Consider the following 24,615-nt stretch of genomic DNA (forward strand, 5'->3'; position numbering starts at 1 on the left):
CTCCGCAAGCGAAACCATGAGCGAAGCCGTCGTCCCCTTGTATCACCAGATTTACGTGGTACTGCGCCAGCAGATTGTCGAAGGCCGCTTCGGCCAGGGACCGCTGCCGGGCGAAATTGACCTGGCCAAACAGTTCCACGCGTCGCGCGTGACCATGCGGCGGGTGTTCGACCGGCTGGTCCAGGAAGGACTGGTGCGCCGGCACCGCGGGCTGGGCACCTTCGTCAACCCGCATCCGGTCAGGCCGGTCTCGACGACCGAGGAGCGCAGCGCCAGCCTGCTCGACAACATCATCGACATGGGCCAGAAGACGGCGGTGAAGGTGATCTCGATCGACGAGGTCCACGCCACGCCGGAAGTGGCCGAGGCGCTCGATCTCTCCCCGGGCGATCCGGTGGTGAAGATCATCCGCGTGCGGCACTACCGCAACCGGCCGCTCTCCCATATCACGGTCTACCTGCCCGCCGAACTGGGCCGCCCGCTCACGCGCAAGGCGCTCGAGGAGCAGCCGGTGCTGCGCCTGCTCGAAAGCAGCGGCGTGCGGCTTGGCCGCGCCAGCCAGGTCCTGTCGGCGCGACTCGCCGACGTGGTGGTTGCCCCGCTGCTCGAGGTGCCGGTCGGCGGCGCCTTGCTGGCGGTCCGCCGCGTGGTCAAGGACGCCGATGGCCGTCCGGTCCAGTTCCTGCTGGGCCAGTACCGGCCGGATCGCTACGAGTACCGCATGGAACTGTCGCCGGCCGGTGAGGACAGCACCAACGTCTGGGTGGAAAACGAAACCCGCCCCGGCCTGCGCGACTGATACCGCGCGACAGGCCACGGCAGGCACCTCAACGCCCTGCCACGCCATCGGGACCGCCCCACGCGAGCGCGGTCCGGGCGATAATGCGCATTCGTGATCACTTTTTCACTTTTCGCAAGGAGCTGCCGTCATGCCGTCGTTCCGTCCGCGCACGTCTACCCGCAGACGTTCACTCGCCACCCGATTTCGTGCGCTTCGTGCCGCTGCAGGCGCCTGCGTGCTGGCGCTGTGCGCCGTCCCGATGGCGGCGGATGCGCAGATCGCCGGCGGCAAGGCCATCCGCATCCTGGTCGGGGCCCCGGCCGGCGGCACCACCGACACGCTGGCGCGCAGCATCGCGCAAGAAATGTCGCAGCAACTGGGCCAGCCGGTGGTGGTCGAGAACCGCCCCGGCGCGGGCGGCAACATCGCCGCCGACCTGGTCGCCAAGAGCGCGCCTGACGGGTCCACGCTGCTGATGAGCTTCACCAGCCATACCATCAACGCGACGCTCTACAAGAAGCTGCCGTTCGATCCGCTGCAGGACTTCACGCCGATCACGCTGGTGGCGACGGTGCCCAGCGTGCTGGTGGCGAATCCAAAGCTGCCCGCCAACAACGTCCCCGAACTGATCCGGCTGGCGCGCGCGCAGCCCGGCAAGCTTAACTTCGCCATCGGCTCGGTCGGTTCGTCGGTGCACCTGGCCGGCGACATGTTCAAGATGATGACCCATACGTACATCGTGAACATTCCGTACAAGGGCACCGCGCCGGCCATCACGGACCTGCTTGCCGGGCAGTGCGACCTGATGTTCGCGAGCACGCTCAATGTCCTGCCGCACGTGCGCGCGGGCAAGCTCAAGGTACTGGGCGTGACCAGCCCCGCGCCGCTGCCGCAGTTCCCGGGCGCCGCGCCGATCGGCGCCACCGTCAAGGGCTTTGAATCGAGCGCCTGGTTCGGCCTGTTCGGACCGGCCGGGCTGCCGGCAGACGTGACCCAGGCCCTTTACCAGGCGGCCCACAAGGGCCTGGAGGCGCCGGCGGTGCACAAGCGCCTGGAAGCGGACGGCGCGCAGCCGCTCGGCACCACGCCGGAAGCCTTCGCCGCGTTCGTGAAGCAGGACGTGAAGCGCTGGGCCGCTGTGGTGAAGTATTCGGGGGCCACCTCGGAATGAACGTGGCCGCAGCCCCGGCGCCCGCCCGTCCGGCCACGCTGGCCCAGAAGCTGGTGGCGCGCGCCGCGGGGCAGGCGCATGTCGAGCCGGGCGCGCTGGCGATGTGCCGGGTCGACCTGGCGATGTCGCACGATTCCAGCGGTCCGCGCCGTGTCGCGCCGCTGCTGGAGACGCTGGGCGTCACCGTGTGGGATCCGTCGCGCTACGTGGTCGTGACCGACCATTTCGTGCCGGCCGGCGATCCCTCGGCCGAAGCGATCCTGCACTTCACGCGCGACTGGACACGCCGCAGCGGCGCGCACCTGATCGACGGCGAGGGCATCTGCCATGTGGTGCTGCCCGAGCACGGACATGTGCTGCCCGGCCGCCTGATCGTCGGCGGCGACAGCCACAGCCCGACTGGCGGCGCGTTCGGCGCCTACATGTTCGGCGTCGGCGCCACCGAGATGGCCGGCGTGCTGGCCACCGGAGAAATCTGGCTGCGCGTGCCGCAGACCATCCGGCTGCAATGGGACGGCGCGCTGGCGCCCGGCGTCTGCGCCAAGGACATGATGCTGTTCCTGTGCGCGCGGCTGGGCCTGGGCGGCGGCCGCTATGAAGCCGTCGAGTACGCCGGCAGCGCGGTGGCGGCCCTTTCCATGCAGGAACGCATGACGCTGGCCAATATGAGCGCCGAGCTTGGCGCGCAGACCGGCCTGGTCGCGCCCGACGCCACCACGCTGGAGTGGCTGTCGGCGGCGGGCGTGCCGGCGTCGACGCTGGCCGGCATCGACCTGGCCTGGTGGCGCACTGACGCCGGCGCGCCACTGCTGGCCACCCATGTCTTCGATGCCGGCGCGCTGGCGCCGCAGGTGGCCGCGCCCCATTCGCCGGCCAATAGCGCGCCGGTGGAGCAGGCGGCCGGCGAAGCGGTGCAGATTGCCTACCTTGGCGCCTGCACCGGCGCCAAGCTGGATGACCTGCGCATGGCGGCGCAGATGCTGCGGGGCCGGCGCGTCGCGCCCGGCGTCAGCCTGCAGGTGGCGCCCGCCTCGGTGCGCGACCAGCAGCAGGCGGAACGCGAGGGCACCCTCGCCATCCTGGCCGAAGCGGGCGCCGAACTGCTGCCCAATGCCTGCGGTGCCTGTGCCGGCTATGGCGCCGCGCGCTTTCCCGCCGGCAGCCGCGCCATTGCCTCGACCGCGCGCAATTTTTCCGGGCGCATGGGCGATGCCGGCAGCGCCGTCTGGCTGGCCTCGCCGCTGACGGTGGCGGCCAGCGCCGTGACCGGGCGCATCACCGATCCCCGTACCCTGCTCTGAACCCCGTTTTCCTTTTCCGCATGAGCGAGCCTTCCCTCCCCGCGCGCGCCGGCCGCATCTGGCGCTTTGGCGACGACATCGATACCGACGCCATGGCGCCGGCGGTATGGATGAAGGCCGCGCCGGAGGTCCTGGCCTCGCATTGCCTCGAAAGCCTGCGTGCGGAATTTCCCGGCCAGGTACGCGCCGGCGACGTGGTGGTAGCGGGTGCCAAGTTCGGCATCGGCTCGTCGCGCGAGCAGGCGCCGCAGGCACTGCGCCAGCTGGGCGTGCAAGCCGTGGTGGCGCCATCGTTTGGCGGCCTGTTCTACCGCAATGCGATCAATCTCGGCCTGCCGGTGCTGGTCTGCCCGGACACCAGCCGGCTCGCGGATGGCGCGGCGGCCCGGGTCGACCTGGACAACGCGGTGCTGCTGCTGGACGACAGCACCACCGTCGCCTGCGAACCGGTGCCGGCATTCCTGCGCAAGATCCTGAGCGCGGGCGGGCTGATCCCGCATCTGCAGGCCAGGCTGGCGCGCGGCTGAGACCCGGCCCGACGCCTATGTCGGCCCCTGCGGCGGCCAGTTGGCTGCCTCTCTGAGCAGCGCCAGGGCTTCTTCGTCGCTGGTCTGGGTGAAGTCGAGGTAGAACGCGCCCACCGAACCGAAGCTGGCCGGCGTGTTCAGGCAGATCACCTGGTCGGCGGCGGCTTCCAGGCTGGCCAGCCCGTCTGCGGCCCCAACCGGCACGGCGGCGATCACCGGCGCGGCGCCTGCCATGCGCAGGCCTTCGAGCGCGGCGCGCATGGTGGCGCCGGTCGCCACGCCATCGTCGACCACGATCACCGTGCGCCCCGCCAGGCGCGGCAGCGGTGCGCCATTACGGTAGCGCTGCTGGCGCCGCACGATCTCGTCGATCTGCCGCCCGCGTTCAGCGGCGAAGCTCCCGCTTTCGACCGTGCGCCGCACCCACGGATCGTCATTGACGACGGTATGCGGATCCCGTCCGGCATCGCCTTCCACGACGGCGCCGAGCGCCAGTTCGGGATAGCCCGGCGCGCCGATCTTGCGCACCAGCAGCACGTCCAGCCGCGCACCGATGGCGCGCGCGGCCTCGAACGCCACCGGCACGCCGCCGCGCGGCAGCGCCAGCACCAGCGCGGGCACGCCGTCGCGCGGCTGGCCCACACCGAGTTCGGCCAGGCGGCGCCCAAGGTACAGGCCGGCCTCACGTCGGTCGGCAAAGCACGGCGGCAATGGCATGGCGCGCTCCTGCAGGGTGGCCGGCTGTCGGCATATGGGCGTGTGGGTGTGGTGGGCGAGTTCGACACATGGGGCAGGACCGAACCCCCTAAGCCACTATAGTCTGTCCCCGGCGTTGCACCCCGCCGCCATGGGCGCTGCGCATTGGACGCAACACGGCAACAGTGTGTTGCACTGCGGCAGGCTGATCGCCGGCGGCAAGCCCGCTAGGATGTGGGTCAGGCGGCAACCCCGCCCAACTCATCGCCACCAGTGAGCCTGACATGACTTCGCAGCACCCTGACAGCAAGGAACAAGACATCACCCGCCCGGACAACGAGCCGGACATCCCGTTCGGGTCGCTCGACGCCGCCGCCATGGTCGAACTGCCCTACACCTTCCGCCAGACCGGCACTTGCGCCGGGTACTTCCGCGAGTTCTTCAGCTGAGCGGCGCCGCGCTCGCGCCCATGGCCTGGTCGCACAGCGCGACCAGCCGCTCCATCATGTCGCGCGCGGCGGCGGAGGGCTCCGGCTGCGCATGCAGCGTCAGTTCGATGGCCGGTACGGCGCCTAGCCACGGCTGGTCGTCAAGCAGCCGATGCGGCGCCCCTGCGAGCCGGCGCGGCAGCAGGCTGATGCCCAGCCCGTCGGCCACGGCCGCGCTGATGCTGGCCAGGCTGGCGCTGACGAAGCCGATGCGCCAGCGCCGCCCGCTGGCGTCGAGCGCGTGCGTCATCTCGCCCCGGTAGAGGCCGCCGCTCGGGAACGCCACCAGCGGCACCGGGTCGCGCGCCACGGCCGGGCGCGTGCGGCTGTCGATCCACGCCAGCGGCTCGGGCCAGCACGCCATGCCGGCCGCATGGCCGACGCGCTGCTTGACCAGTGCCAGGTCCAGTTCGCCGTCCTGGAAGCGCTGCCAGAGATCGTGGCTGAGACCACTGGTGACCTCCAGCCGGATCCCCGGCCAGGTATCCGCAAACCCCGCCAGCATCGCCGTCAGCGGCTGCGCCGCGAAATCCTCCGGCACCCCCAGCCGGATCTCGCCCTGGCCTGACGTCTGCCGCACCTGCTCCACGGCTTCGGCCATCAGCTGCTGCAGGCGTCGCGCGTAGCCCAGCAGGCGCTCGCCTTCGGGCGTGGTCGTGACATAGCGGCCACCCCGGTCCAGCAGCGGGCAGCCCAGCTGCTCCTCCAGCCTGCGCACCTGCTGGCTGACCGTCGACTGGGTCAGGTGAACGCGTTGCGCCGCGCGCGTGAAGCTGCCGCTCTCGGCCACGGCGACAAAGCTCTGCAACAGCGCGGGATCGAGGCGGGCGTCATGCACGGCGATCAGGTATTGGGTTTTCCACTGCCGGGGATTTCATCATTTAATTTCCCAATTGCCAAGCCACGGCGTAGATTGACGGCTCTCCCTCATTTGCGCCCCCCTCCCCGCAGGCCGCGTTGACGGCACGTACGGTGAGCCGGCGCTTACTTTCGCTACGCTATGGCAACCCACGAACAACTCATGCGCGAAGCCGTCGACCTCGCGCTGATCAACCGGAACCGCGGCGGCCGCCCGTTCGGCGCGCTGCTGGCGATCGACGGCGAAGTCGTGGCGACCGGCGTCAACGACATCGTCCACAGCCACGACCCGACCACGCATGCCGAGATGGAAGCGCTGCGCGCCGCCGCCCGCAAGCTCGGCCGGCCGGACCTGCGCGGCAGCGTGGTCTATGCCAGCGGCCATCCGTGCCCGATGTGCCTGGCCGCGATGACGATGGCCGGCGTGCAGGCGGTCTACTACGCCTTCGACAACAACGACGCAGCGCCCTACGGCCTGTCCAGCGAAGCCGCCTACCAGGCGCTGCGCCTGCCCCTGGTGCCGCCGCCGCTGCCGTTGCAGCGGGTGCCGGTGGACATCGCCGCCGCACAGCTTTACGGCTCGCGTGCGCCGCGCGCCTGAAGCCATGCCGTTCGACGACTCGCACCGTGCGCCGCCGCGCTGGCTGATCCTGGCCACGGTCGTGGCGATCGGCCTGAACCTGCGGCCGTTCCTGACCGCCGTCGGGCCGCTGGCCGCCACCATACGCGCCGGCACGGGGCTGGACTACGAAGGCATGGCCTGGCTGACGCTGCTGCCCATGCTGCTGATGGGTGCCGGGGCGTTTGCCGCCCCGGCCATCCGCCAGCGGCTCGGCGCACGCCGCGCGGTGCTGGTCGCGCTGGCCACCCTGTGCCTGGGATCGGCGCTGCGCGCGCTGGCGGCCGATGGCGCGATCCTGGTGGCCACCGCCGCCCTGTGCGGGCTTGGCGTGGCCGTGGTGCAGGCCGCCTTCCCGGGCATCATCAAGCAGGAATTCCCGCGGCGCGTGGCCCCGGTCATGGGTTTGTATTCGGCCGCGCTGATGGGCGGCGGCGCGCTCGGCGCGCAGCTGGCCCCGCTGATCTCGGACCTGTCCGGCGCGTGGCAGCAAGGCCTGGCCTGGTGGGCGCTGCCCACCGCGGCGGCGCTTGTCCTGGCCTGGCGGGCGCTGCCGGCCCCAGCAGCAGCCCCGTCCGCTGCCCGTGCCGCGCACCGGCCGGCCAGCCAGTTGCTGCGCCGCCGCCGCACCTGGATGCTGATGGCCTGCTTCGGCGCGATGAACGGCGGCTATGCCTCGCTCGTGGCGTGGCTGGCGCCGTTCTACCAGCAGCATGGCTGGAGCGTGGCGCGCAGCGGCAGCCTGGTGGCCGTGATGGCGGTGGCCCAGGCCGCCGCCGCGCTGCTGCTGCCTACGCTAGCCGCCAGCCGGCAGGACCGCCGCTGGTGGATGGCTGCGGCCCTGGCCATGCAGGCCGTGGGTTTTGCCGGCCTGGCGCTGTGGCCCGAATGGTCCCCCTATGCCTGGGCCGCCATTGGCGGCGCTGGATTGGGCGGTTGCTTCGCGCTGTACCTGGTGGTGGCGCTTGACCACCTGCCCGACCCCGACGGCGCGGGCGCACTGAGCGCGCTGATGCAGGGCGGCGGCTTCCTGCTGGCCTCGCTGGCGCCGTGGATCACCGCGGCACTGCATTCGCACACCGGCGATTTCGTGATGGGGTGGTGGTACCACCTTGGCTGCGTGGCGTTGGTGGCGGCACTCACCATGCGCCTGGACCCGGCGCGCTACGCCAGGTCCATGGCCGGCGCCGCTCCGCATCCGGCGTAGCCGCCTGCCGCCAACCTGACGCCCGAATGCTCGGGCGTACCCGATTCTGCGTAAGACTGCGCCGCCGCCACGGCGGCGTGCGAGCCATCGCGGGATGGCCGCGCACGCCGAATCCTTTGCAAGACTTATTTCCGATGTAACGCCACATTACCCCTTGGCCGGACACGGCAGGCACCCGGGCGGCGCCTGCACGTTTGCGCCAATGCCTTGTGCCGCAAGGCTTTGCAGGCGATACCACCGGGCAGCTCCGGCCACCGCGCCACGCATGCGTCATGTGAGACAGACTTACAAGTGCAAGCACGCAGCGCGGGGCCGCGTCGCTACATTGAAGCCGTGTTCAACGCGAACGATCCGGAGCCCCACATGAAACGCGCCCTCTGCCTGGCCGTGCTGCTGTCGACCACCGCAGCCCTGCTTTCCGCCTGCATCGTGGTACCGCCGCGCGGCGGCCCGCCGCCCCGCTACCACTACTACCACGACCGCTACTGATCCCTACGGCCCGGTCCGTCCACCCGACACCAGGAGAACCAAAATGAAACGCCAGATCCTTCTCGCCGCAGCCGTCCTCGCCGCCGGAGGCACCTTCGGCCTGCTCAGCCCCGCGCAAGCCCATGACGGTCCCCGCGCCTATGGCCACCCGCCGCCCGCGCCGCGCTACGAAGCCCGCCCACCGGCACGCCCCGGCCAGGCCTGGGTGCCCGGCCACTGGGTGTCCCGCGGCGGACACTACGACTGGCGCGGCGGCTACTGGCACGCGCAACGCCCCGGTCAACGCTACGTGCCGGACCGCTGGGTGCAGGGCCCGCACGGCTGGGTCATGCGCCCCGGCTACTGGACGCGTTGAGGGTCGCGCCGAGGCGGCGCCAGCCGGGCCGCCTCGGCGCGACAGGTTGGTGGCAAGGCCACGGAGCGGCTGCGCCGCACGCTGCTCCGGCCTCATCCCGAAGTGGCAGTGCCCTCTCATCCAGAAGCACTAGACCGCATGCGCAGGCATGCGCATCAAAAGACGCAGATATGGGTAAACACGGGTAATTCGGACCGTTTCATAATTGCGTCACTAAATAACCCTTGATTTTCTTTTATCCCCCCGAAGGGGTTATAAATCCGGCACGGCAAGCCCACTAATAATCAAATCGGTTGCAGGCCTGTAACCACCCCGCAAAGCGATGTCTCAGATCTGATACGGTTGCGCGCGGGCGCCGGCATGGCGCCTTCACAACATTCCCCCACCATTTGGAGGGATTTTCGGCGGGTATTATGAAGCTCGCTTCATTACGCCCTCCCTCCCCGCCGATTAGCGCCGCTTGCAATCCATACCACCACCCCATAAGATGGTTTTAAGCCGATTTAGGAGTGAGTAATTTTCGGGTTTGGGTTCGGGTCATCTTCCAGCCGCCGACAAGTTCCGAGCAGATAAGGGAACAGGCCGGACATGGAAGCACGGGGGTCAAGGCAGCAGCGGAACGCAGCGCGCGCCCGCTTGCCGCGTCATGTCTCCCACACGCAAAGCGCCCGCATTCCCTCCCGAGTAACGGGGAGTGAAACAAATGAACGCCTTGCTGATCGAGGAGCATCCTTTGCTCCGTCTCGGGCTGCTGCAGATGCTCGAGAACATCCAGGATTCGGGTCATGTTGCGGCGCTCGCGCCTGACGAGCTCGGACGACACGACAATGTGCCGCACAACGCAGACCTGCTGGTCTTCGGCATGCCCACCGACATCCGCAGCGGATGGGCGCAACTGCAAGTCGCTCGCGAACGCCTTTCGCCCCAGCGCATCCTGATCCTCGCCGATCAGTTGCCACTGCACATGCCCGATGCCCAAAGCGCGCGCGGCGTCTGCGGGTGCCTGCCCAAATCGGCATCGCTGGCGGTCATCGAGGCCGCCATCCGGCTCGCGGTTTCCGCCGTGCAAGGCCTGCTGTTCAGCGCCGAGACCGGTACCCTGCCATCGGCATCGCGCCCGGCCCTGCCGGTCGCGCAATCGCTGGCGTCCGCCACGCCGCTGCCGGCCACGGCGTTGCCCGAACAGCTTTCGCTGGCCACGTGCGCCAGCGCGCCGCGCAGCGGCATGCGCAGCAGCGTTGCCGTGCGCGACCTCACCGGGCTCAAGCCTGGCTTGCCGTTGTCGGGCAGCGCGCGCCCGGTCGAAGAGCCGCTGGCCCAGGCCGAGCCGAGCTACGACGAAGCCGAGATGCTCAAGATCACGCCGCGCCAGTACGAGGTGCTGGTGCTGCTGGCGCGCGGCTATCCGATCAAGACCGTCAGCCGCATGCTGAACATCTCCGTGGCCACGGTGAAGAGCCATGCCTGCACGCTCTACCAGCGACTCAAGGTGCGCAACAAGGGCGAAGCCGTCTACGCCGCGTTGCAGCGTGGCGCCACGCTCGAATGGGTGAGCGGCGACGAGCGCGTGACGCGGGACAGCAGCATGCGCCCCGTGATCGCGCGCCATAGCGAAGCGGCCGTCTACGAGGCCGCAAGCCCGACGCTCTGAACGCCAGCACCGACGCCGAGACCCGCGAGACAAGCGGGCCGGCGCTGTCCCGGGCCAAGCCGGGGATTGAAGGGGTCAGCCATGCCTGCCAGCACTTTCCTGCCCACGTTTTCCGTGTGCATCTGCACGCGCGACAATCCGGACGGCCTGCGCCAGACCTTGCGCTCGGTCCTGGCATCGACCATGCCGCCGCACGAGATCCTGGTGTCTGACGACAGCAGCAACTACGACACGCGGCGGATGATGCGCGAGCAGTATGCCGCGATCCCGTATCTCGAAGGGCCAAGGCGCACGCCCGCGGCAAACCGCAACCGGCTCGTGCGCGTCGCGACCGGCTCGCACGTGCTGTTCATCGACGACACGACGCTGCTGGGCGAGACCTTCTTGCAGCAGATGGCGGAGCGGATCGCCGATGACTATATCCATCGCGCGCAGGTTGGAGAAGCGGTAGCGCCGTTGATCCTGACCGGCATGGAGATGCGGGACGGTCGCTGCTGCAGGCCCTGCAAGGCTTCATTCCTCGGCTATCCGTCACCGGAATACCGGTGCGGAGAACGGCCGCGGTCGGTGTTGCTGCATTGCGCGGTGTTCCCGCGACGGCTGTTCGATCCGGGGCGCTTCAATGAACAGCTCTCGTGCGGATATGACACGGTGGAGCTGGTCGATCATGCGGTCCATGCGCGGGGGCATCGGATTGAACTGGTGCCCAGCGCGGTGAACCGGAGTGTCGCCAGGGCGTCGCTTGCCGACGAAGCGCAGCTCAGCGATGCTTCGCGGCTTTATGCGATGTTTTCGGGCTACAAGCATCTCCTGCACCGACCCTTCACGGCGCTGGCGTTCGTTCTGCTGGCATGGAGCGACATATTGGGGAGGTGTGTCAGGACAGAGGGCTTGCAAGGCGCAGCCACCGCCTGGCGCACGATCGGCCAATTCCGGAGACTGCTGCGCGAATGTGGCCACGAGTACCCGGAACTCGACGACCGGGCACGGCTTCCAGGCACTGCAGCCTGACGGGCCTATCGCGAGCAAGCCCCGCTCGCAGCGAGGGCTTCTTCGACGCCGTGATCCACGGCGTCTGCGGTGTCGCGTCGATACGCGGGGAAATACCCCTCCAAATGAGACAGGACCGACTCATCGCCACCGCATAGCAGCACATATCGCTCCGGATGGACAACCACGCGCTGCGTCTTGAAAACATGGGTATCGGGAGAGAATCCCCGCTTGAACCTGAACAGAGAATCCAGCGACGATCCGCCGACCCCGCCACCCAGGTGAAGGCGCTTGAGACCTCGTTCCCGTCCCCAATTGCGGGCAGCGTGCGTCATGACTTTGCTGGGGTGCCGATGCTGGTATCGCTGGTCTGTCCCGACGAGATAGTACTGGAGAATTCCAGCATCCCACGCCACCGAAAACAGCGTGGCGCCGATGATTTCCCCGGCCTCTTCGGCCACAAAGAGTCTCAGGTTGGCGCCTGCCTCGGCAACCAGCGCGTAGTAGTAGCGTTCGTCAAAGAAGTAGCCTGGCGCGGCGCCCAAACGACGCATCGTCTCATTGTAGAGGCGGATAAACGTCGGCAGTGCATTAAAATCGCGATCGATATGGGCCGTCACGCCCGCCTTGAGCGCCTTGGTGATATTCCGCCGATGATCGGTGCGCATCTCCCGCCAGTGCTCTTCCTCGCTCTTGGTCAAGTCGATGGACACAGTCATGCCTTGCTCGACGAGCTCGCCGACGGAGCTCTCCCAGTCAGCATTCAGCAATGGATGCAAGCGAATGAACCACGAAACGCAACCCGTCTCACGCAGGCGCTTGACGATCGCACGCAAGGCTGCATCGATGAAGTCGCGGGAACAGTCATCCGTGTAGACCGGGCCGCCATACCCGTAAGGCGAAACCGCGTCCCAGCAGTCAGCATCGACGCTTCTTCGAATGATCGGTACGAGCAATTCGCGCTCTCCGTCGGTCGCGTAGATGGCGCGTGCCTTGCCGCCATCGGCAAACTCGGCCGCCTGCATCCAGCCAGGGAGCTGGTAGCAATCGTGCGGACATCGCTGCAGCGCAGCGGCCCATTCTGAAGAGGCGGTCCCAAGGAACTTGACTCGAATCATCGCTCCCCCTTCGAAAACGTATCAGGACTCGCTGACATGGTGGAACGGGCTCTCACCCGGACTCCACCTGTTCCTGAATACAGACATGAATGTGCGGACCGAGTTCTCGTGCAGGGCGGCAATCCGCGATGGCCATCGCGCCCCGCCTCCACGCCCAGCATTGCAGCGAAGCATCACGGATTCGCTGCAGCGCAGCGCCTCTCATCGGTCCACCGACGCCTCGCAGGACACTGCGCGCGAGGCTACCCGTACGGCGACTTCGGCGGTTTTGTGCATCTGCGCGTCCGTCAGCGTGGGGTGCACCAGGAACATCAGGCTGGCCTCGCCGAGTTCCCGGGCAGCCGGCAGTCTGTGCCGAGGCCTCAACCCGGTGCCGTCGAACGCCTTTTCAAGATAGACCTCGGAACAGCTGCCGGCATAACACGGCACGCCCTGTCCATTGATCTCCGCAATCATCCGATCCCTGGTCCACCCGTCACGCAAAGCCTCCTGACGCACGAAGGCGTAGAACTTGTACCAGCCGTGCTGCATATGGGAGGGATGCACAGGCAGCCTCAATGCGGCACAAGCGCGCAAGGCCTCTGTGAGCATGGCGGCGTTGGACGTTCGCTGCGCGTGCCATTGCGGCATCCGCCGCAACTGGATGCGGCCGATCGCGGCCTGCACTTCCATCATGCGCCAGTTCGTGCCGAACGAGTCGTGTACCCAGCGAAACCCCGCCGGGTGCTCGCGCTCGTAGACCGCCTCCCAGCTCTTGCCATGATCCTTGAATGACCACATGCGCGACCACAGTTCGCGGTCATTGGTCGTGACCATGCCGCCTTCCCCGCCCGTGGTCATGATCTTGTCCTGGCAGAAGGACCATGCGCCGATGTCACCGATCGTGCCGACCGATCGACCCTTGTACCGGGCGCCATGCGCCTGTGCGCAATCCTCGATCACCTTCAGTCCATGCGACCGGGCCAGTGCCATGATGTCGTCCATCTCGCAGGACAATCCTGCCAGGTGGACGCAGAGGATCGCTTTGGTACGGGAAGTCAATGCCGGCGCAATCGTCGATGCGCAGATGTTCCCGCTGTCTTCGTCCACATCGACAAACACAGGGGTGGCGCCGGCGTTGACAACGCACGATATGCTGGCGATAAAAGTGCGGGGCGTCACGATCACCTCGTCGCCCGCTCCGATGTCGAGGGCTTTGAGCGCAAGGTCCAGTGCCAACGTGCCGTTGGCCAGGGCAATGGCATACCTGGCGCCCGCCCAGGCGCCGAACTCGGATTCAAACTGGCGGCACTCCGATCCGGTCCAGTAATTGACGCGATTGGACAAGAGAACCTGGCCAACCGCTTCAGCTTCTTCCGGAGTAAAACTCGGCCAGGGGGAAAATTGCGTGTCGAGCATAGATCCTCTCTCTCGTCCCTCTCAACGGGAGCGTCCGCGACGCTGTGGCGCCTTTTCTCTCTCAGCTTGAGACAGGGATGTCGGTAGCCACAGCCCCTTCGCTTCTCATCTAACCAGAGTTGCACGGCTCGATGAAGCTAGCCAGGTGAATGAGAGCCACCCGGCTGACGCCTGCGCGTTGCGACGCCTTTGAACGATTCCGATTCTGCGCCTCATCGGTGGCACGCTGCGTTCGGCAGCGAACACAGCGCCGCTTCCGGTGACCGGCAACGCATGAATAATGTCGCTAAGGAAGGCAGATCCAGGCGGACTGCTTTCGCAACGTTCCTGTACTCGCCTTGACGCCACCGAGAAGTCAGCTGTCGCGCTCTGCAAGACGGCGCCGGGACTTCGGTGGCAGGTCGGAACTGAAAGCGAGCGGTTCGACCGGAGCCGCCCTGCTCAAGGTCCGGTAGAAAAAGAGCTGCCGAAAATGAGGATCTACCCCCCCGTCTGGCTAACGTCCCTTCCTCGCCGGCAAAAGATCGCGCTGATGATCTGCGCGGACCTGATTGCCCTCCCCGTGTGCTTCTCCCTGGCGCTCTTCCTGCGCGCCGGCAATACCGAACTCCTGCAGCAGTACGGGTTCCTGCCTTCGCTGATCATCGCGGCCTGCACAATTCCTGTCTTCTCGCTCAGCGGACTGTATCGAATGGTGGTTCGATACTTCGACCTCAGGGTCCTGTGGGTCTCCGGTGCAAGCCTGGCTTGCCTGGTCGTCCTCACTTACGCCCTGTCCTACCTGGTGGCGATCGGCCATCTTCCCAGGACCGGCCTCCTGATCTACTGGTTCATCGCGTTCTCATACGTCGTCATCTCCCGCTTCCTGGCGCGGGCCGTGATCACACGCGCCCAACAGCGCAAACAGACTGGCGACCGCAATGTGCTGCGGGTCGCCATCTTTGGTGCAGGTGAAGCCGGGGCGCAGCTGGCCGCCGCCATGCGTGCCAGTTCCGGCCACCGCCTCGTCTGCTTCTTCGACGACGACCTCACGCTCGACAGGAAAATCTTCTCTGATCTGCCTGTGTATTTCAGCGACCACATGAAGGACCATATCAACCAGTTGGGGATCAATGAAGTCGTGCTCGCGGTGCCTTCTCTCTCCATCAAGCGTCGCAAGCAGATCGTAGACAAGTTGCACAAGTACGCGGTCAGTGTGCGGACACTGCCAACGTTGCTGGAACTCGTCGACCGCAAGATCACCATGCAGTCGGTCCGCGACATCAAGATCGAAGATCTCCTGGGCAGGGATATCGTGCCGCCGCGCGAAGAGCTGTTTGCCAGGTGCACCCACCGGAAAGTCGTGATGGTTACCGGCGCGGGCGGCTCCATCGGCAGCGAACTATGCCGGCAGATCGCCAGCAGGGAACCGAGCAAGCTCATCCTCTTCGATCATTCCGAATTCGCACTCTATGTCATCGAGCAGGAATTGCGGCGCGCGTTTCCCGAGTTGCGGATCGTCGCGCGCATCGGCTCGGTCTGCGACGTCGAAGCCGTGGCAGCCGCCATGCGCGGCCAGCGCATCGACTCCGTCTATCACGCCGCGGCCTACAAGCACGTTCCGATGGTTGAGTCGAACATGTCGGAGGGCATTCGCAACAACGTCCTCGGGACCGCGACGATCGCCAACATGGCCGATCACTTTGGCGTAAAGACCTGTGTCCTGATCTCCACGGACAAGGCCGTACGTCCAACCAACATCATGGGCGCCAGCAAGCGCATTGCCGAGCTGGCATTCCAGGCCGCCGCTTCACGGCCGAATACCGGCACCACCTTCTCGATGGTTCGCTTCGGCAATGTACTGGGGTCGTCCGGCTCGGTCGTGCCACTGTTCCGCAAACAGATCCGCAGCGGCGGCCCTGTGACCATCACGCACCCCGACGTCATCCGCTTCTTCATGCTGATTCCCGAAGCGGCGCAGCTGGTCATCCAGGCCGGCGCCATGGCCAGGGGCGGAGAGGTCTTTGTCCTCGACATGGGAAAACCGGTCCGGATCACTGACCTTGCCCGCACCATGATCGAGATGTCCGGACTTGTGGAGAAGACACGCAAGAATCCCGCGGGCGATATCGAAATCAAGTTTGTCGGCTTGCGCCCGGGCGAGAAGCTCTACGAGGAGTTGCTGATCGGGGGCGACGTGACGCCAAGCGAGCATGAACGCATCATGTGTTCGCACGAGCCATCCATGGACGAAGCGGAGTATCGCGAGAAACTGGGCAAGCTGCTGGCCGCCTGCGAAACCCGCGATGAGCTTGCCATCCAGGTGGCCGTGCAAAGCCTGGTCCCCGAATACGCGCCCTACAGTTCGCTCGACACACCGCGCGACAGTGGCGCGGTTGCGGACGAGACCCGGCAACCGACACCATTGCCCGTGCTCAACCTGAAGCCCGCGCAAGTCGGCATCTCCGGAATCCCTGGAAGCTCCTGACGACGGCACGCGCATCAGTCCGCCTGGCCGCGGATGCACCCCGCGACCAGGAGCACCCGTTTCCGCTCGCAGCAGCCGGACCTGTCACGGGCGCACCGGACCCACGCGAGCCCGATCGCCTTCTATCGCCCTTGATCGTCCTCAACCGCCCTGCGTTTGTACGCCAAGACACGAACCCCTGCGCACGGGGCGCCGCCTGCCCGCGATAATTCTTTAAAAGTCCACATCCATGCCGCCAGGCCCACTCATCACGGAGATTTCGGTCATGGACCTCAGCAACGCAAAGATTGCCATCATCGGCCTGGGCTATGTCGGCCTGCCGCTTGCAGTGGAGTTCGGCAAACAACGCCCGGTCGTAGGCTTCGATATCAATGCTGTACGCATTGACGAGTTGCGTGGCGGACAGGACGCGACGCTCGAGGTCAGTCACGACGAACTACGCAGCGCACGCTGCCTGCAGTACTCCTGCGATCCTGCGGATCTGAAGGGCTGCCAGGTCTTTATCGTCACGGTGCCAACGCCTGTGGACAGGGCGAAGCGACCGGACCTCACGCCGCTGGTGCGCGCCAGCGAGACGGTGGGCCGCGTCATGGGACAGGACGCTGTCGTGATCTATGAATCGACAGTCTATCCCGGCGCGACCGAAGAAGTCTGCGTACCGCTGCTCGAACAACACAGCGGCTTGAAGTTCAATGTGGATTTCTATTGCGGCTACAGTCCGGAGCGCATCAATCCGGGGGACAAGGAACACCGGCTCCCGGACATCCGCAAGGTCACCAGTGGCAGCACGCCCGAGGTGAGCGAGGCCATCGACGAGCTTTACCGCAAGATCATTGTGGCCGGTACGCATCGGGCCAGCAGCATTCGCGTGGCGGAGGCCGCAAAGGTGATAGAGAACACCCAGCGCGACGTGAATATCGCGTTGATGAACGAACTCAGCCTGCTGTTCCACAAGCTGGGCATCGACACGCTGGAGGTGTTGAAGGCAGCCGGCACGAAATGGAACTTCCTGCCTTTCCGTCCGGGACTGGTGGGAGGACATTGCATAGGCGTGGATCCCTACTATCTCACCCATAAGGCGCAGGAGGTGGGCTATCACCCGCAGGTCATCCTGGCGGGCCGGCGTATCAACGACCGGATGGCTATCCATGTCGCCGACGAGCTGGTGAAACTGATGCTGCGCCGGGGCATTTCCGTGCTGGACAGCCGCATCCTCATGCTCGGTCTCACCTTCAAGGAAAACTGCCCCGACGTTCGCAATACGAAGGCAGTCGACATCGTGACCACGCTGCGCGGCTACAACGCCACGATCGACGTCTACGACCCCTGGATCGATGTCGAAGAAGCCGAAGCCGAGTATGGCCTGGCTTGCCTGCGCGAACTTCCGCGCCATGATCAGTACGATGCCATCGTACTGGCGGTGCCACATCATCAGTTTGTCACGATGGGGGTGCGGGCGATCCGGGCCTTTGGCAAATCGCACGCCGTGCTGTTCGACGTAAAGGGCATTCTGCCGCGCAGCGATGTCGACGCCCGCCTCTAGCAGCGAACTTTCAGCAAGCGCTCACATGGAATCCAACACCTATGCGAATTTCAGGACCGACCTGGTTGCCAGCCCGTGCACGTGGCTGGTGACTGGAGTGGCCGGATTCATCGGCAGCAACTTGCTGGAAGCCTTGCTGCGCCTGAACCAGCGCGTGGTTGGACTGGACAACTTTTCGACCGGCCACCGCCGCAACCTGCTTGAAGTCCAGGCGCTGGTATCTCCCGCGCAGTGGGAAAACTTCCAGTTGATCGAAGGCGACATCCGGGACCTCGGGCATTGCCGGAGCGCCATGGGCTTTCGTTCGGGGGAGCGCGAAGGAACGCCCGGCGCGAGCGGCTATCCGGTCGACTTCGTGCTGCACCAGGCCGCGCTGGGTTCCGTGCCGCGCAGCCTGGAAGACCCCATCGCGACCCACAGCGTCAACATCAGCGGATTCCTGAACATGCTCGTCGCGGCGCGCGACGCCGGCGTGCGTGCTTTCGTCTACGCCGCGAGCAGCAGCATCTACGGCGACCACCCTGGCTTGCCCAAGGTCGAAGACCGCATCGGCAAGCCATTGAGCCCCTACGCGGTCACGAAATACACGAACGAGCTGTACGCCGACGTCTTCGGGCGCTGCTACGGCTTGCGTGCCATCGGACTGCGCTACTTCAATGTGTTCGGTCCGCGCCAGGATCCGAACGGCGCCTACGCTGCCGTGATTCCGCGGTGGATCTCCGCATTGCTGCGACGCGAGACCGTCTACATCAATGGCGACGGCGAAACGAGCCGCGACTTCTGCTACGTGGCGAACGCCGTGCAGGCCAACCTGCTGGCCGCGCTCAGTAGCGACGGGGACGCGGAAAGCCTGGTCTACAACGTCGCCGTCGGCGACCGCACCACGCTGAGTACGCTGTTCCAGCTTCTGCGCGACGGGCTTCGCCCCTACGGCATCCCCGCGAACACGGAGCCCACTTACCGGGCCTTCCGCGCAGGCGACGTGCGCCACAGCCAGGCGGACATCGGCAAGGCGCAACGGTTGCTCGGATACCAGCCCACCCACCGCATTGGCGACGGACTGGCCGAGGCCATGCATTGGTATGTGCGGTTGCACCGGACGCAGGACGCCTGAGCGGCACAGAAGACAAAACGGACGAGCGCGATGTGCGGATTTGCTGGATTTCTTGGCGGTATCCCGGGTTCCCTGGAGGATCGTGCGATCTTGCTGACCCGCATGGGCGAGCGGATTCTTCACCGGGGGCCGGACCATGGCGACCTCTGGTGCGATCCTGCCGCCCCATTCGGCTTTGCGCACCGGCGCCTCGCGATTGTCGATCTGTCGCCCGCCGGACAACAGCCGATGATTTCGGCGAGCGGCCGCTATGTCATCGCGTTCAATGGCGAAATCTATAACCATCCCGACATACGCGCCGAACTCGAAGGCGCAGGGGCTGCCCCACGATGGCGAGGGCACTCCGACACCGAGACGCTGCTTGCCGGCATCGACGCGTGGGGCGCCGATGCCACGCTCCGGCGCGCCGTCGGCATGTTTGCCTTTGCCGTGTGGGACCGCCAGACGCATTCGCTGACGCTGGCGCGCGACCGGCTGGGCGAGAAACCGCTCTACTACGGCTGGCAGCGCTCGGGCCAGGCGCGTACCTTCCTCTTCGGATCCGAACTCAAGGCACTGCGCCCGCACCCGGCGTTCGAGGCCAGCATCGACCGCAACGCCCTCAGTTTGTACATGCGCTACAACAACGTCAGCGGCGGGCATTCGATCTATCAGGGCATCGCCAAGCTTGCGCCTGCGCACTTGCTGACCGTGTCGATGCAGGCCCCCGAGCCCGTTCTGCGCGCCTACTGGTCCGGTTCCGCCGCGGCACTGCAGGGCAGGCAGGACCCTTTCACGGGCAGTCCCGAGGAAGCCGTCGACAGTCTCGATGTGCTGCTGCGAGAGGCTGTGAGCCGCCAGATGATGGCGGACGTGCCGCTGGGCGCTTTCCTCTCCGGGGGCATCGATTCGTCGACCGTGGTCGCACTGATGCAGTCCCAGTCGACGCAGCCGATCCGCACGTTCTCGATCGGCTTCCACGACGCCGCCTATAACGAGGCCGCACACGCCAAGGCAGTCGCCCGCCACCTGGGCACCAGCCACACCGAACTGTATGTGTCGCCCGAGCATGCCATGGCAGTGATTCCGCGATTGCCGGAGATCTACGACGAGCCATTCTCCGACTCGTCGCAGATTCCAACGCTGCTGGTCAGCGAACTCGCCAGGCAGCACGTGAAGGTATCCCTCTCGGGCGACGCGGGAGACGAGTTGTTCGGCGGCTATAACCGCTACCAGATCACGGCAGAGCTGTGGGGCCGGCTTGCCCGCATCCCCGGTCCGTTGCGTGCCGCGGCGGCATGGGGCCTGACCCGCCTCTCTCCGCGTCAGATCAATCGCGTCGCGGCGCTGCTGCCGATGGCATCGCGCTGGTCCCATGTGGGAGAGAAGATCCACAAGGGCGCGGGCGTCATGGCCGCGCGCTCCGTGGATGAACTCTATCGCGGCATGGTCTCCCAGTGGCAATGCCCGGATGCGATCGTCATCGGCGGGACGGAACCGGCAACCTTGCTTGCGCCTGCTGCAACGGCACTGGCGATGCTCGGCGACGTGGAACGCATGATGGCGGCCGACATGCTGACCTACTTGCCCGACGACATTCTCGCCAAGGTCGACCGCGCGGCCATGGCGCGAAGCCTTGAAACGCGCATCCCGTTCCTCGATCACCGCGTCGTGGAGTTTGCCTGGCGGCTGCCGCTGGCTTACAAGATCCGGCAGGAGGACGCCGGCTACACGACCAAATGGGTACTCAGGCGCGTGCTTGACCGCTATGTGCCGCGTGCGCTGATCGAGCGGCCGAAGATGGGATTCGGCGTTCCGATCGACGCATGGCTGCGCGGCCCGCTGCGCGACTGGGCCGAGGATCTTCTGAGCGAGCAGCGCCTGCGGCGGGAAGGCTACCTGAACCCGCAACCGATACGCCAGCGTTGGACCGAGCATCTGTCCGGGCGGCGCAACTGGCAGCATCCGCTATGGTGTGTGCTCATGTTCCAGGCCTGGCTGGGGCACGAGGCAGCCGAGCGGACCGCGTCGCCGCTCACCGATATCCCCACATCCGATAGGAGGCTGGCATGCGCTTTCTGATGATCGCGAGCTACGCAGAGTCGCTGATCGCGTTTCGCGGGCCGCTGATGGAAGCATTGCAGGATAGTGGACTGGAAATGCACGTCGCGGCGCCGGGCCTGGTGGCAGGACATCCGGTACGCGTCGCGCTGGAAGCGCGCGGCGTAGTCGTGCACCATTTCCCGCTCGATCGAACCGGAAAGAACCCGCTCGCCGACTTTCGCACGCTGTTCGCGCTTTATCGGCTGATGCGCAGCATCCGGCCCGACTGCATGATGAGCTATACGATCAAGCCAGTGATCTACGGCATCCTGGCTGCATGGCTTGCGCGCGTACCGCGCCGCTTCGCGCTGATCACCGGGCTGGGTTACACCTTCCGCAATGAAGAGGGCAGGAACAGCCTGCGCGCGGTGGTCCTGCGGCTGTACACGCTGGCGCTCAGGCAGGCCCATATTACGTTTTTCCAGAATCCTGACGATGAGGCGTTGTTCCGACGTTCGGGAATACTGGCCCGCCACAAGCGGTCCTGTATCGTCAATGGGTCCGGCGTCGATATCGCCAGCTTCCAGGTGACCCCCTTGCCCGACGACGGTCCCCGCTTCCTGCTGGTCGCCCGCCTGCTGGGCGACAAGGGCGTACGGGAATATGCGGAAGCGGCCCGGCGCATCCGGGCACGCCGCTCCGGTGCCCGCTTCGGCCTGGTAGGCTGGATCGATACCAGCCCCGATGCGATCGCCCAGCATGAACTGGACGCGTGGGTGGCGGACGGAACCGTCGATTTCCTTGGGCGCCTGTCCGATGTACGTCCCGCGATTGCCGACTGCAACGTGTTCGTGCTGCCATCCTATGGCGAAGGGACGCCGCGCGCCGTGCTCGAAGCCATGGCGATGGGGCGTCCCATTATCACGACCGACGCACCGGGTTGCCGCGAGACGGTTGTCGATGGCGACAATGGCCTGCTGGTGCCGGTCAAGTCCGCCGGCGAACTGGAGCACGCAATGATGCGCCTCATCGAGGACTGGCAACAGGTCGAACGCATGGGCCAGCGCTCACGCCAGATCGCCGAGTACAAGTACGACGTTCACAAGATCAACGCGGTGATGCTGCGCGAGATGGGATTCGGCTGAGCGCCGTTCACCTTCCCGAGGTTGCGGCTTGCGAGAACATGTTCGCAATTCTCGGGATCACCGTCTGCACACAGTAGAGGCTTTCGACGAGCCCACGTCCCGCGGTTCCCATGGTGCGCCGCAGGTGCCCGTCATCCAGCAACTGTGACAGCCGGGAAGTCCATTCCGCTTCGTCCCGCGCAAGGAATCCGTTGAAGCCATCCCGCACGATCTCGTTGTTGACGCCGACCGGCGATGCAATCACCGGAAGGCCGCATGCCATGTACTGGATCAGCTTGTAGCCGCACTTGCCCCGCTCCCACGGAGAATCGAGCAGGGGCATGAGCCCGACATCGCAATCCGCGATACATTGCGCCTCGGTATCTTCCGTCCACGGCAAGCATTCCACCTTCACGCCCGGGATCGCGACGCTGCCGCCGATCACGCGAAGCACAAATTCACGACCAGGGCTCAGCGAAGCCAACGCCGCCCCCAGCGTAGACAAATACCCGACCGTAGAGGGAGATCCGATCCAGACGAGCCGCAATGGTGCTGCCGGATCCTCGCTCAACCGACGCCGGATGCCATAGCGGTTCAGGTCAACGACAGTCGGAACCGTCTCGACCCAGCGCGCTCCTGCGCGCCTGGCGCGCTCCGCGAGATAGGCGTTTCCGGCTGTGACCAGCCGCGCTCCAGCCATCAATGCATCGAGGCGACGGCCGTACCAGAATCGAACCAGCGCGGAGCGATGAAGATCGTAGACGTGGAACTGCGCGTCGTCGTAGTCGAGAATGTAAGGCACGCCCTTCAGCAGTCCGCGCTCGAGCCAGGCTGGCAACCAGGGAAGCGCTTCCTTCTCGATCCAGACGAGATCAAAGTTCCGCCGCCCGGCCAGCGCAAGCATGCGCCGCGCATAAGCATGGAGAAGTGGCGCCAGCCCGTAGCCGCCTCCGGTGTAGCGCTGGCCCAGCAACGCATCGGACAGCAGTGGCTGCACCGTCAGTGACAAGCCGGCTTGCTCCAGCCAGGGGCGAAACTGCAGCCCGCGCAGACGCGAGGATGCTCCAAGCCGCCCGTACTTCGACAGCACCAGAACGCGTACCGTGCCGGCTTCCAATGCCAATGGAGCCGAGAGGTCCTGATTGCCGAGATTGGCTGCAAGCGTGCTGGTTTTCATTGACTTAACAGGGGTGCGTTTGGGGTGAGTCCTATGGCTTGGCCTGCAGTTCGACCTGAGGCTTTCGTTGCCCGCAGATTACCGTTCGAGGCCGCCGTCCTTCAATACCGGTGGGTGGGTTGCCGAACGAATCGGTCCTTCGCCCCTGGTGAAAGCGGATGGCTGGCCGCTGTTGGGCGCAACGCCCCTCGTACCGCGCGAGCGTCCTGCCACAGGCTTGGTCGCGGCCCTTCAGTGTGCGAGAACGCACCGAAGCATGGTCGGTGCCTTCCTACGATGCAAAGGCGGGCATGCACGGGCGCGATGTCCGGCCGTACCCAGGAAGGAGACTGCTATGAGAGCGATCCCTGAAGGAAAGGAATCAGGTTGGCTGGGCCTGGAAGGGCGCTGCCATGCCACCGCGTCAATGTTGACCGCGATCGTCGCGGTGATGTTGCTCGGTGCATGCGCGGCGTCACCCGGCATGTACTTCGATTCGAAGGCGAAGGTTTCGGCGATCGGGCCCGACGCCGTGCCGAACGTGACGCCGATCACGCTGGACCTCGTGCGCGAACTGAAGAGCAAGCCAAGGGTGGATAACGAACGCGTGGAACAATTGTTCGCAAAGCCAGAGCCCTATCGGATCGGCGCCGGCGACATTCTTTCGGTGGTGGTGTGGGACCACCCCGAACTGGTCTTTCCTACGCAAACGTACAGCATCGGCGCGGCGTTCGAGGTTCCGCAGTCCAGCGGTGGGTCCAATGTGCCTGGGTACGTGGTCAGCGCGCAAGGTGACATCCAGTTTCCCTATGCTGGCGTGATGCATGTGGCAGGCATGACAGCAGGCCAAGTCAGGGACCGCATGGCTCGCATCCTCTCGCGCGTGGTGAGGGATCCGCAGATGACCGTTCGGGTACTGGGTTTTCGCAGCCAGCGTGTGTACGTAGACGGTGAAGTCAAGGTCCCGGGCATGCAGGCCATCGACGACGCGCCCATGACGCTGGTCGAGGCACTCAATCGCGCCGGGGGCGTACTGAACCAAACCGGCGACAACAGCCGCGTGCGCGTGACCCGCGGGGAGCAAAGCTGGTATGTCAACATCCCTGCGCTACTGGCCAAGGGCGTGGACCCTGCGCAGATCCTCCTGAAGTCTGGCGATATTGTTCGCGTCGAGCAGCGGGAAGACAACAAGATCTTCGTCACGGGGGAAGTGGTGCGTCCGACCTCGCTGCTGATGCGAAATGGCCGTATGACCCTGAACGAGGCGTTGGGGGATGCCGGCGGTGTCAACCCTGGCTCTGCCAACGCCGAGCAGATCTTTGTGATCCGCAAGATGTCGGATGGCGAACCGAAGGTGTACCACCTGGATGGCAACTCGCCGGTTGCGCTGGCCATCGCCGAGGGCTTCGAGCTTGAGCCCAAGGATGTCGTCTATGTCGATGCGCGCGACCTGGTGCGCTGGAGCCGCGTGATCAACCTGCTGCTGCCCGTCACGCAACCGGTGCTCGGCACCGCCAGCGTCGTCAAATAGTCAGGTGCC

Annotated in this window: 22 protein-coding genes; 17 read left to right on the forward strand and 5 right to left on the reverse strand. The window is 66.0% G+C overall.

The window, feature by feature from the left end; genetic code table 11:
* Nucleotides 1-16 precede the first annotated feature (16 nt).
* The 4 genes from ACIGJB_RS28760 (at nt 17) to ACIGJB_RS28775 (ending at nt 3,780) form a co-directional block, all read left to right on the forward strand.
* Entirely contained in the window at nt 17-799 is a 783-nt protein-coding gene (locus ACIGJB_RS28760; RefSeq protein ID WP_483712766.1) for a GntR family transcriptional regulator, read from the forward strand.
* A 130-nt stretch (nt 800-929) separates the two neighbouring features.
* Nucleotides 930-1,952 carry a tripartite tricarboxylate transporter substrate binding protein gene (locus tag ACIGJB_RS28765; RefSeq protein WP_483733334.1) on the forward strand — a complete coding sequence of 341 codons (1,023 nt, stop codon included), beginning with the start codon at nt 930-932 and terminating at the stop codon, nt 1,950-1,952.
* Entirely contained in the window at nt 1,949-3,253 is a 1,305-nt protein-coding gene (locus ACIGJB_RS28770) for a 3-isopropylmalate dehydratase large subunit (RefSeq protein ID WP_483733335.1), read from the forward strand. The genes ACIGJB_RS28765 and ACIGJB_RS28770 overlap by 4 nt, the downstream gene beginning before the upstream one ends.
* A 20-nt stretch (nt 3,254-3,273) precedes the next feature.
* A complete protein-coding gene (locus ACIGJB_RS28775) occupies nt 3,274-3,780 on the forward strand; it encodes a LeuD/DmdB family oxidoreductase small subunit (RefSeq protein ID WP_483733336.1) in 507 nt (168 codons plus the stop codon).
* A gap of 15 nt (nt 3,781-3,795) precedes the next feature.
* On the opposite strand, the gene ACIGJB_RS28780 is transcribed toward ACIGJB_RS28775, so the two are convergent.
* Nucleotides 3,796-4,497: a phosphoribosyltransferase gene (locus ACIGJB_RS28780; protein WP_483733337.1), complete on the reverse strand. Its 702-nt coding sequence runs from the start codon at nt 4,495-4,497 to the stop codon at nt 3,796-3,798.
* 263 nt (nt 4,498-4,760) lie between these two features.
* Here ACIGJB_RS28780 and ACIGJB_RS28785 point away from each other — a divergent pair, with 263 nt between their 5' ends.
* Entirely contained in the window at nt 4,761-4,925 is a 165-nt protein-coding gene (locus ACIGJB_RS28785; RefSeq protein WP_483733338.1) for a hypothetical protein, read from the forward strand.
* Here the strand turns inward: ACIGJB_RS28785 and ACIGJB_RS28790 are convergent.
* The gene (locus tag ACIGJB_RS28790) at nt 4,918-5,802 is read right to left on the reverse strand and encodes a LysR family transcriptional regulator (RefSeq protein WP_483733339.1); all 885 of its coding nucleotides are present in this window, start codon (nt 5,800-5,802) and stop codon (nt 4,918-4,920) included. The two genes, ACIGJB_RS28785 and ACIGJB_RS28790, sit on opposite strands and share 8 nt — an antisense overlap.
* Nucleotides 5,803-5,964: 162 nt before the next feature.
* Between ACIGJB_RS28790 and ACIGJB_RS28795 the strand changes: the two genes are divergently transcribed.
* The 6 genes from ACIGJB_RS28795 (at nt 5,965) to ACIGJB_RS28820 (ending at nt 11,154) form a co-directional block, all read left to right on the forward strand.
* Nucleotides 5,965-6,423, forward strand: a complete 459-nt coding sequence (locus tag ACIGJB_RS28795) for a nucleoside deaminase (RefSeq protein ID WP_483733340.1) — start codon at nt 5,965-5,967, stop codon at nt 6,421-6,423.
* Between the two features lie 4 nt (nt 6,424-6,427).
* Nucleotides 6,428-7,648 (forward strand): cyanate transporter, encoded by a 1,221-nt coding sequence (locus tag ACIGJB_RS28800; RefSeq protein ID WP_483733341.1) that lies wholly within the window; start codon nt 6,428-6,430, stop codon nt 7,646-7,648.
* 363 nt (nt 7,649-8,011) lie between these two features.
* Nucleotides 8,012-8,137, forward strand: coding sequence for a hypothetical protein (locus ACIGJB_RS28805; RefSeq protein ID WP_041680323.1), 126 nt, complete (start codon nt 8,012-8,014; stop codon nt 8,135-8,137).
* A gap of 43 nt (nt 8,138-8,180) precedes the next feature.
* Entirely contained in the window at nt 8,181-8,492 is a 312-nt protein-coding gene (locus tag ACIGJB_RS28810; protein ID WP_483733342.1) for a hypothetical protein, read from the forward strand.
* Between the two features lie 703 nt (nt 8,493-9,195).
* On the forward strand, nt 9,196-10,143 hold the full coding sequence (locus ACIGJB_RS28815; RefSeq protein WP_483733343.1) for a response regulator transcription factor: 948 nt from the start codon (nt 9,196-9,198) through the stop codon (nt 10,141-10,143).
* Nucleotides 10,144-10,224: 81 nt separating this feature from the next.
* On the forward strand, nt 10,225-11,154 hold the full coding sequence (locus ACIGJB_RS28820) for a glycosyltransferase (protein ID WP_483733344.1): 930 nt from the start codon (nt 10,225-10,227) through the stop codon (nt 11,152-11,154).
* Nucleotides 11,155-11,159: 5 nt separating this feature from the next.
* Here the strand turns inward: ACIGJB_RS28820 and ACIGJB_RS28825 are convergent, their stop codons facing one another.
* On the reverse strand, nt 11,160-12,251 hold the full coding sequence (locus tag ACIGJB_RS28825) for a GNAT family N-acetyltransferase (protein ID WP_483733345.1): 1,092 nt from the start codon (nt 12,249-12,251) through the stop codon (nt 11,160-11,162).
* Between the two features lie 201 nt (nt 12,252-12,452).
* Nucleotides 12,453-13,649 (reverse strand): DegT/DnrJ/EryC1/StrS family aminotransferase, encoded by a 1,197-nt coding sequence (locus ACIGJB_RS28830; protein WP_483733346.1) that lies wholly within the window; start codon nt 13,647-13,649, stop codon nt 12,453-12,455.
* A 472-nt stretch (nt 13,650-14,121) separates the two neighbouring features.
* Here ACIGJB_RS28830 and ACIGJB_RS28835 point away from each other — a divergent pair, with 472 nt between their 5' ends.
* The 5 genes from ACIGJB_RS28835 to ACIGJB_RS28855 all read left to right on the forward strand — a co-directional run bounded on the left by ACIGJB_RS28835 (nt 14,122) and on the right by ACIGJB_RS28855 (nt 21,940).
* Entirely contained in the window at nt 14,122-16,116 is a 1,995-nt protein-coding gene (locus tag ACIGJB_RS28835) for a polysaccharide biosynthesis protein (protein WP_483734693.1), read from the forward strand.
* Between the two features lie 265 nt (nt 16,117-16,381).
* Nucleotides 16,382-17,659, forward strand: a complete 1,278-nt coding sequence (gene tviB, locus ACIGJB_RS28840) for a Vi polysaccharide biosynthesis UDP-N-acetylglucosamine C-6 dehydrogenase TviB (RefSeq protein WP_483733347.1) — start codon at nt 16,382-16,384, stop codon at nt 17,657-17,659.
* A 25-nt stretch (nt 17,660-17,684) separates the two neighbouring features.
* The gene (locus ACIGJB_RS28845) at nt 17,685-18,773 is read left to right on the forward strand and encodes an NAD-dependent epimerase/dehydratase family protein (RefSeq protein ID WP_483733348.1); all 1,089 of its coding nucleotides are present in this window, start codon (nt 17,685-17,687) and stop codon (nt 18,771-18,773) included.
* A gap of 30 nt (nt 18,774-18,803) precedes the next feature.
* The gene (gene asnB, locus ACIGJB_RS28850; protein WP_483733349.1) at nt 18,804-20,834 is read left to right on the forward strand and encodes an asparagine synthase (glutamine-hydrolyzing); all 2,031 of its coding nucleotides are present in this window, start codon (nt 18,804-18,806) and stop codon (nt 20,832-20,834) included.
* Nucleotides 20,822-21,940, forward strand: coding sequence for a glycosyltransferase family 4 protein (locus ACIGJB_RS28855; RefSeq protein ID WP_483733350.1), 1,119 nt, complete (start codon nt 20,822-20,824; stop codon nt 21,938-21,940). The genes asnB and ACIGJB_RS28855 overlap by 13 nt, the downstream gene beginning before the upstream one ends.
* Before the next feature lie 7 nt (nt 21,941-21,947).
* Here ACIGJB_RS28855 and ACIGJB_RS28860 read toward each other — a convergent pair whose 3' ends face one another.
* Nucleotides 21,948-23,096, reverse strand: coding sequence for a glycosyltransferase family 4 protein (locus tag ACIGJB_RS28860; RefSeq protein WP_483733351.1), 1,149 nt, complete (start codon nt 23,094-23,096; stop codon nt 21,948-21,950).
* A gap of 406 nt (nt 23,097-23,502) precedes the next feature.
* Between ACIGJB_RS28860 and ACIGJB_RS28865 the strand changes: the two genes are divergently transcribed.
* The gene (locus ACIGJB_RS28865; RefSeq protein ID WP_483734694.1) at nt 23,503-24,606 is read left to right on the forward strand and encodes a polysaccharide biosynthesis/export family protein; all 1,104 of its coding nucleotides are present in this window, start codon (nt 23,503-23,505) and stop codon (nt 24,604-24,606) included.
* Nucleotides 24,607-24,615 lie beyond the last annotated feature (9 nt).

The organism is Cupriavidus sp. C2SS-8b (assembly GCF_057073745.1).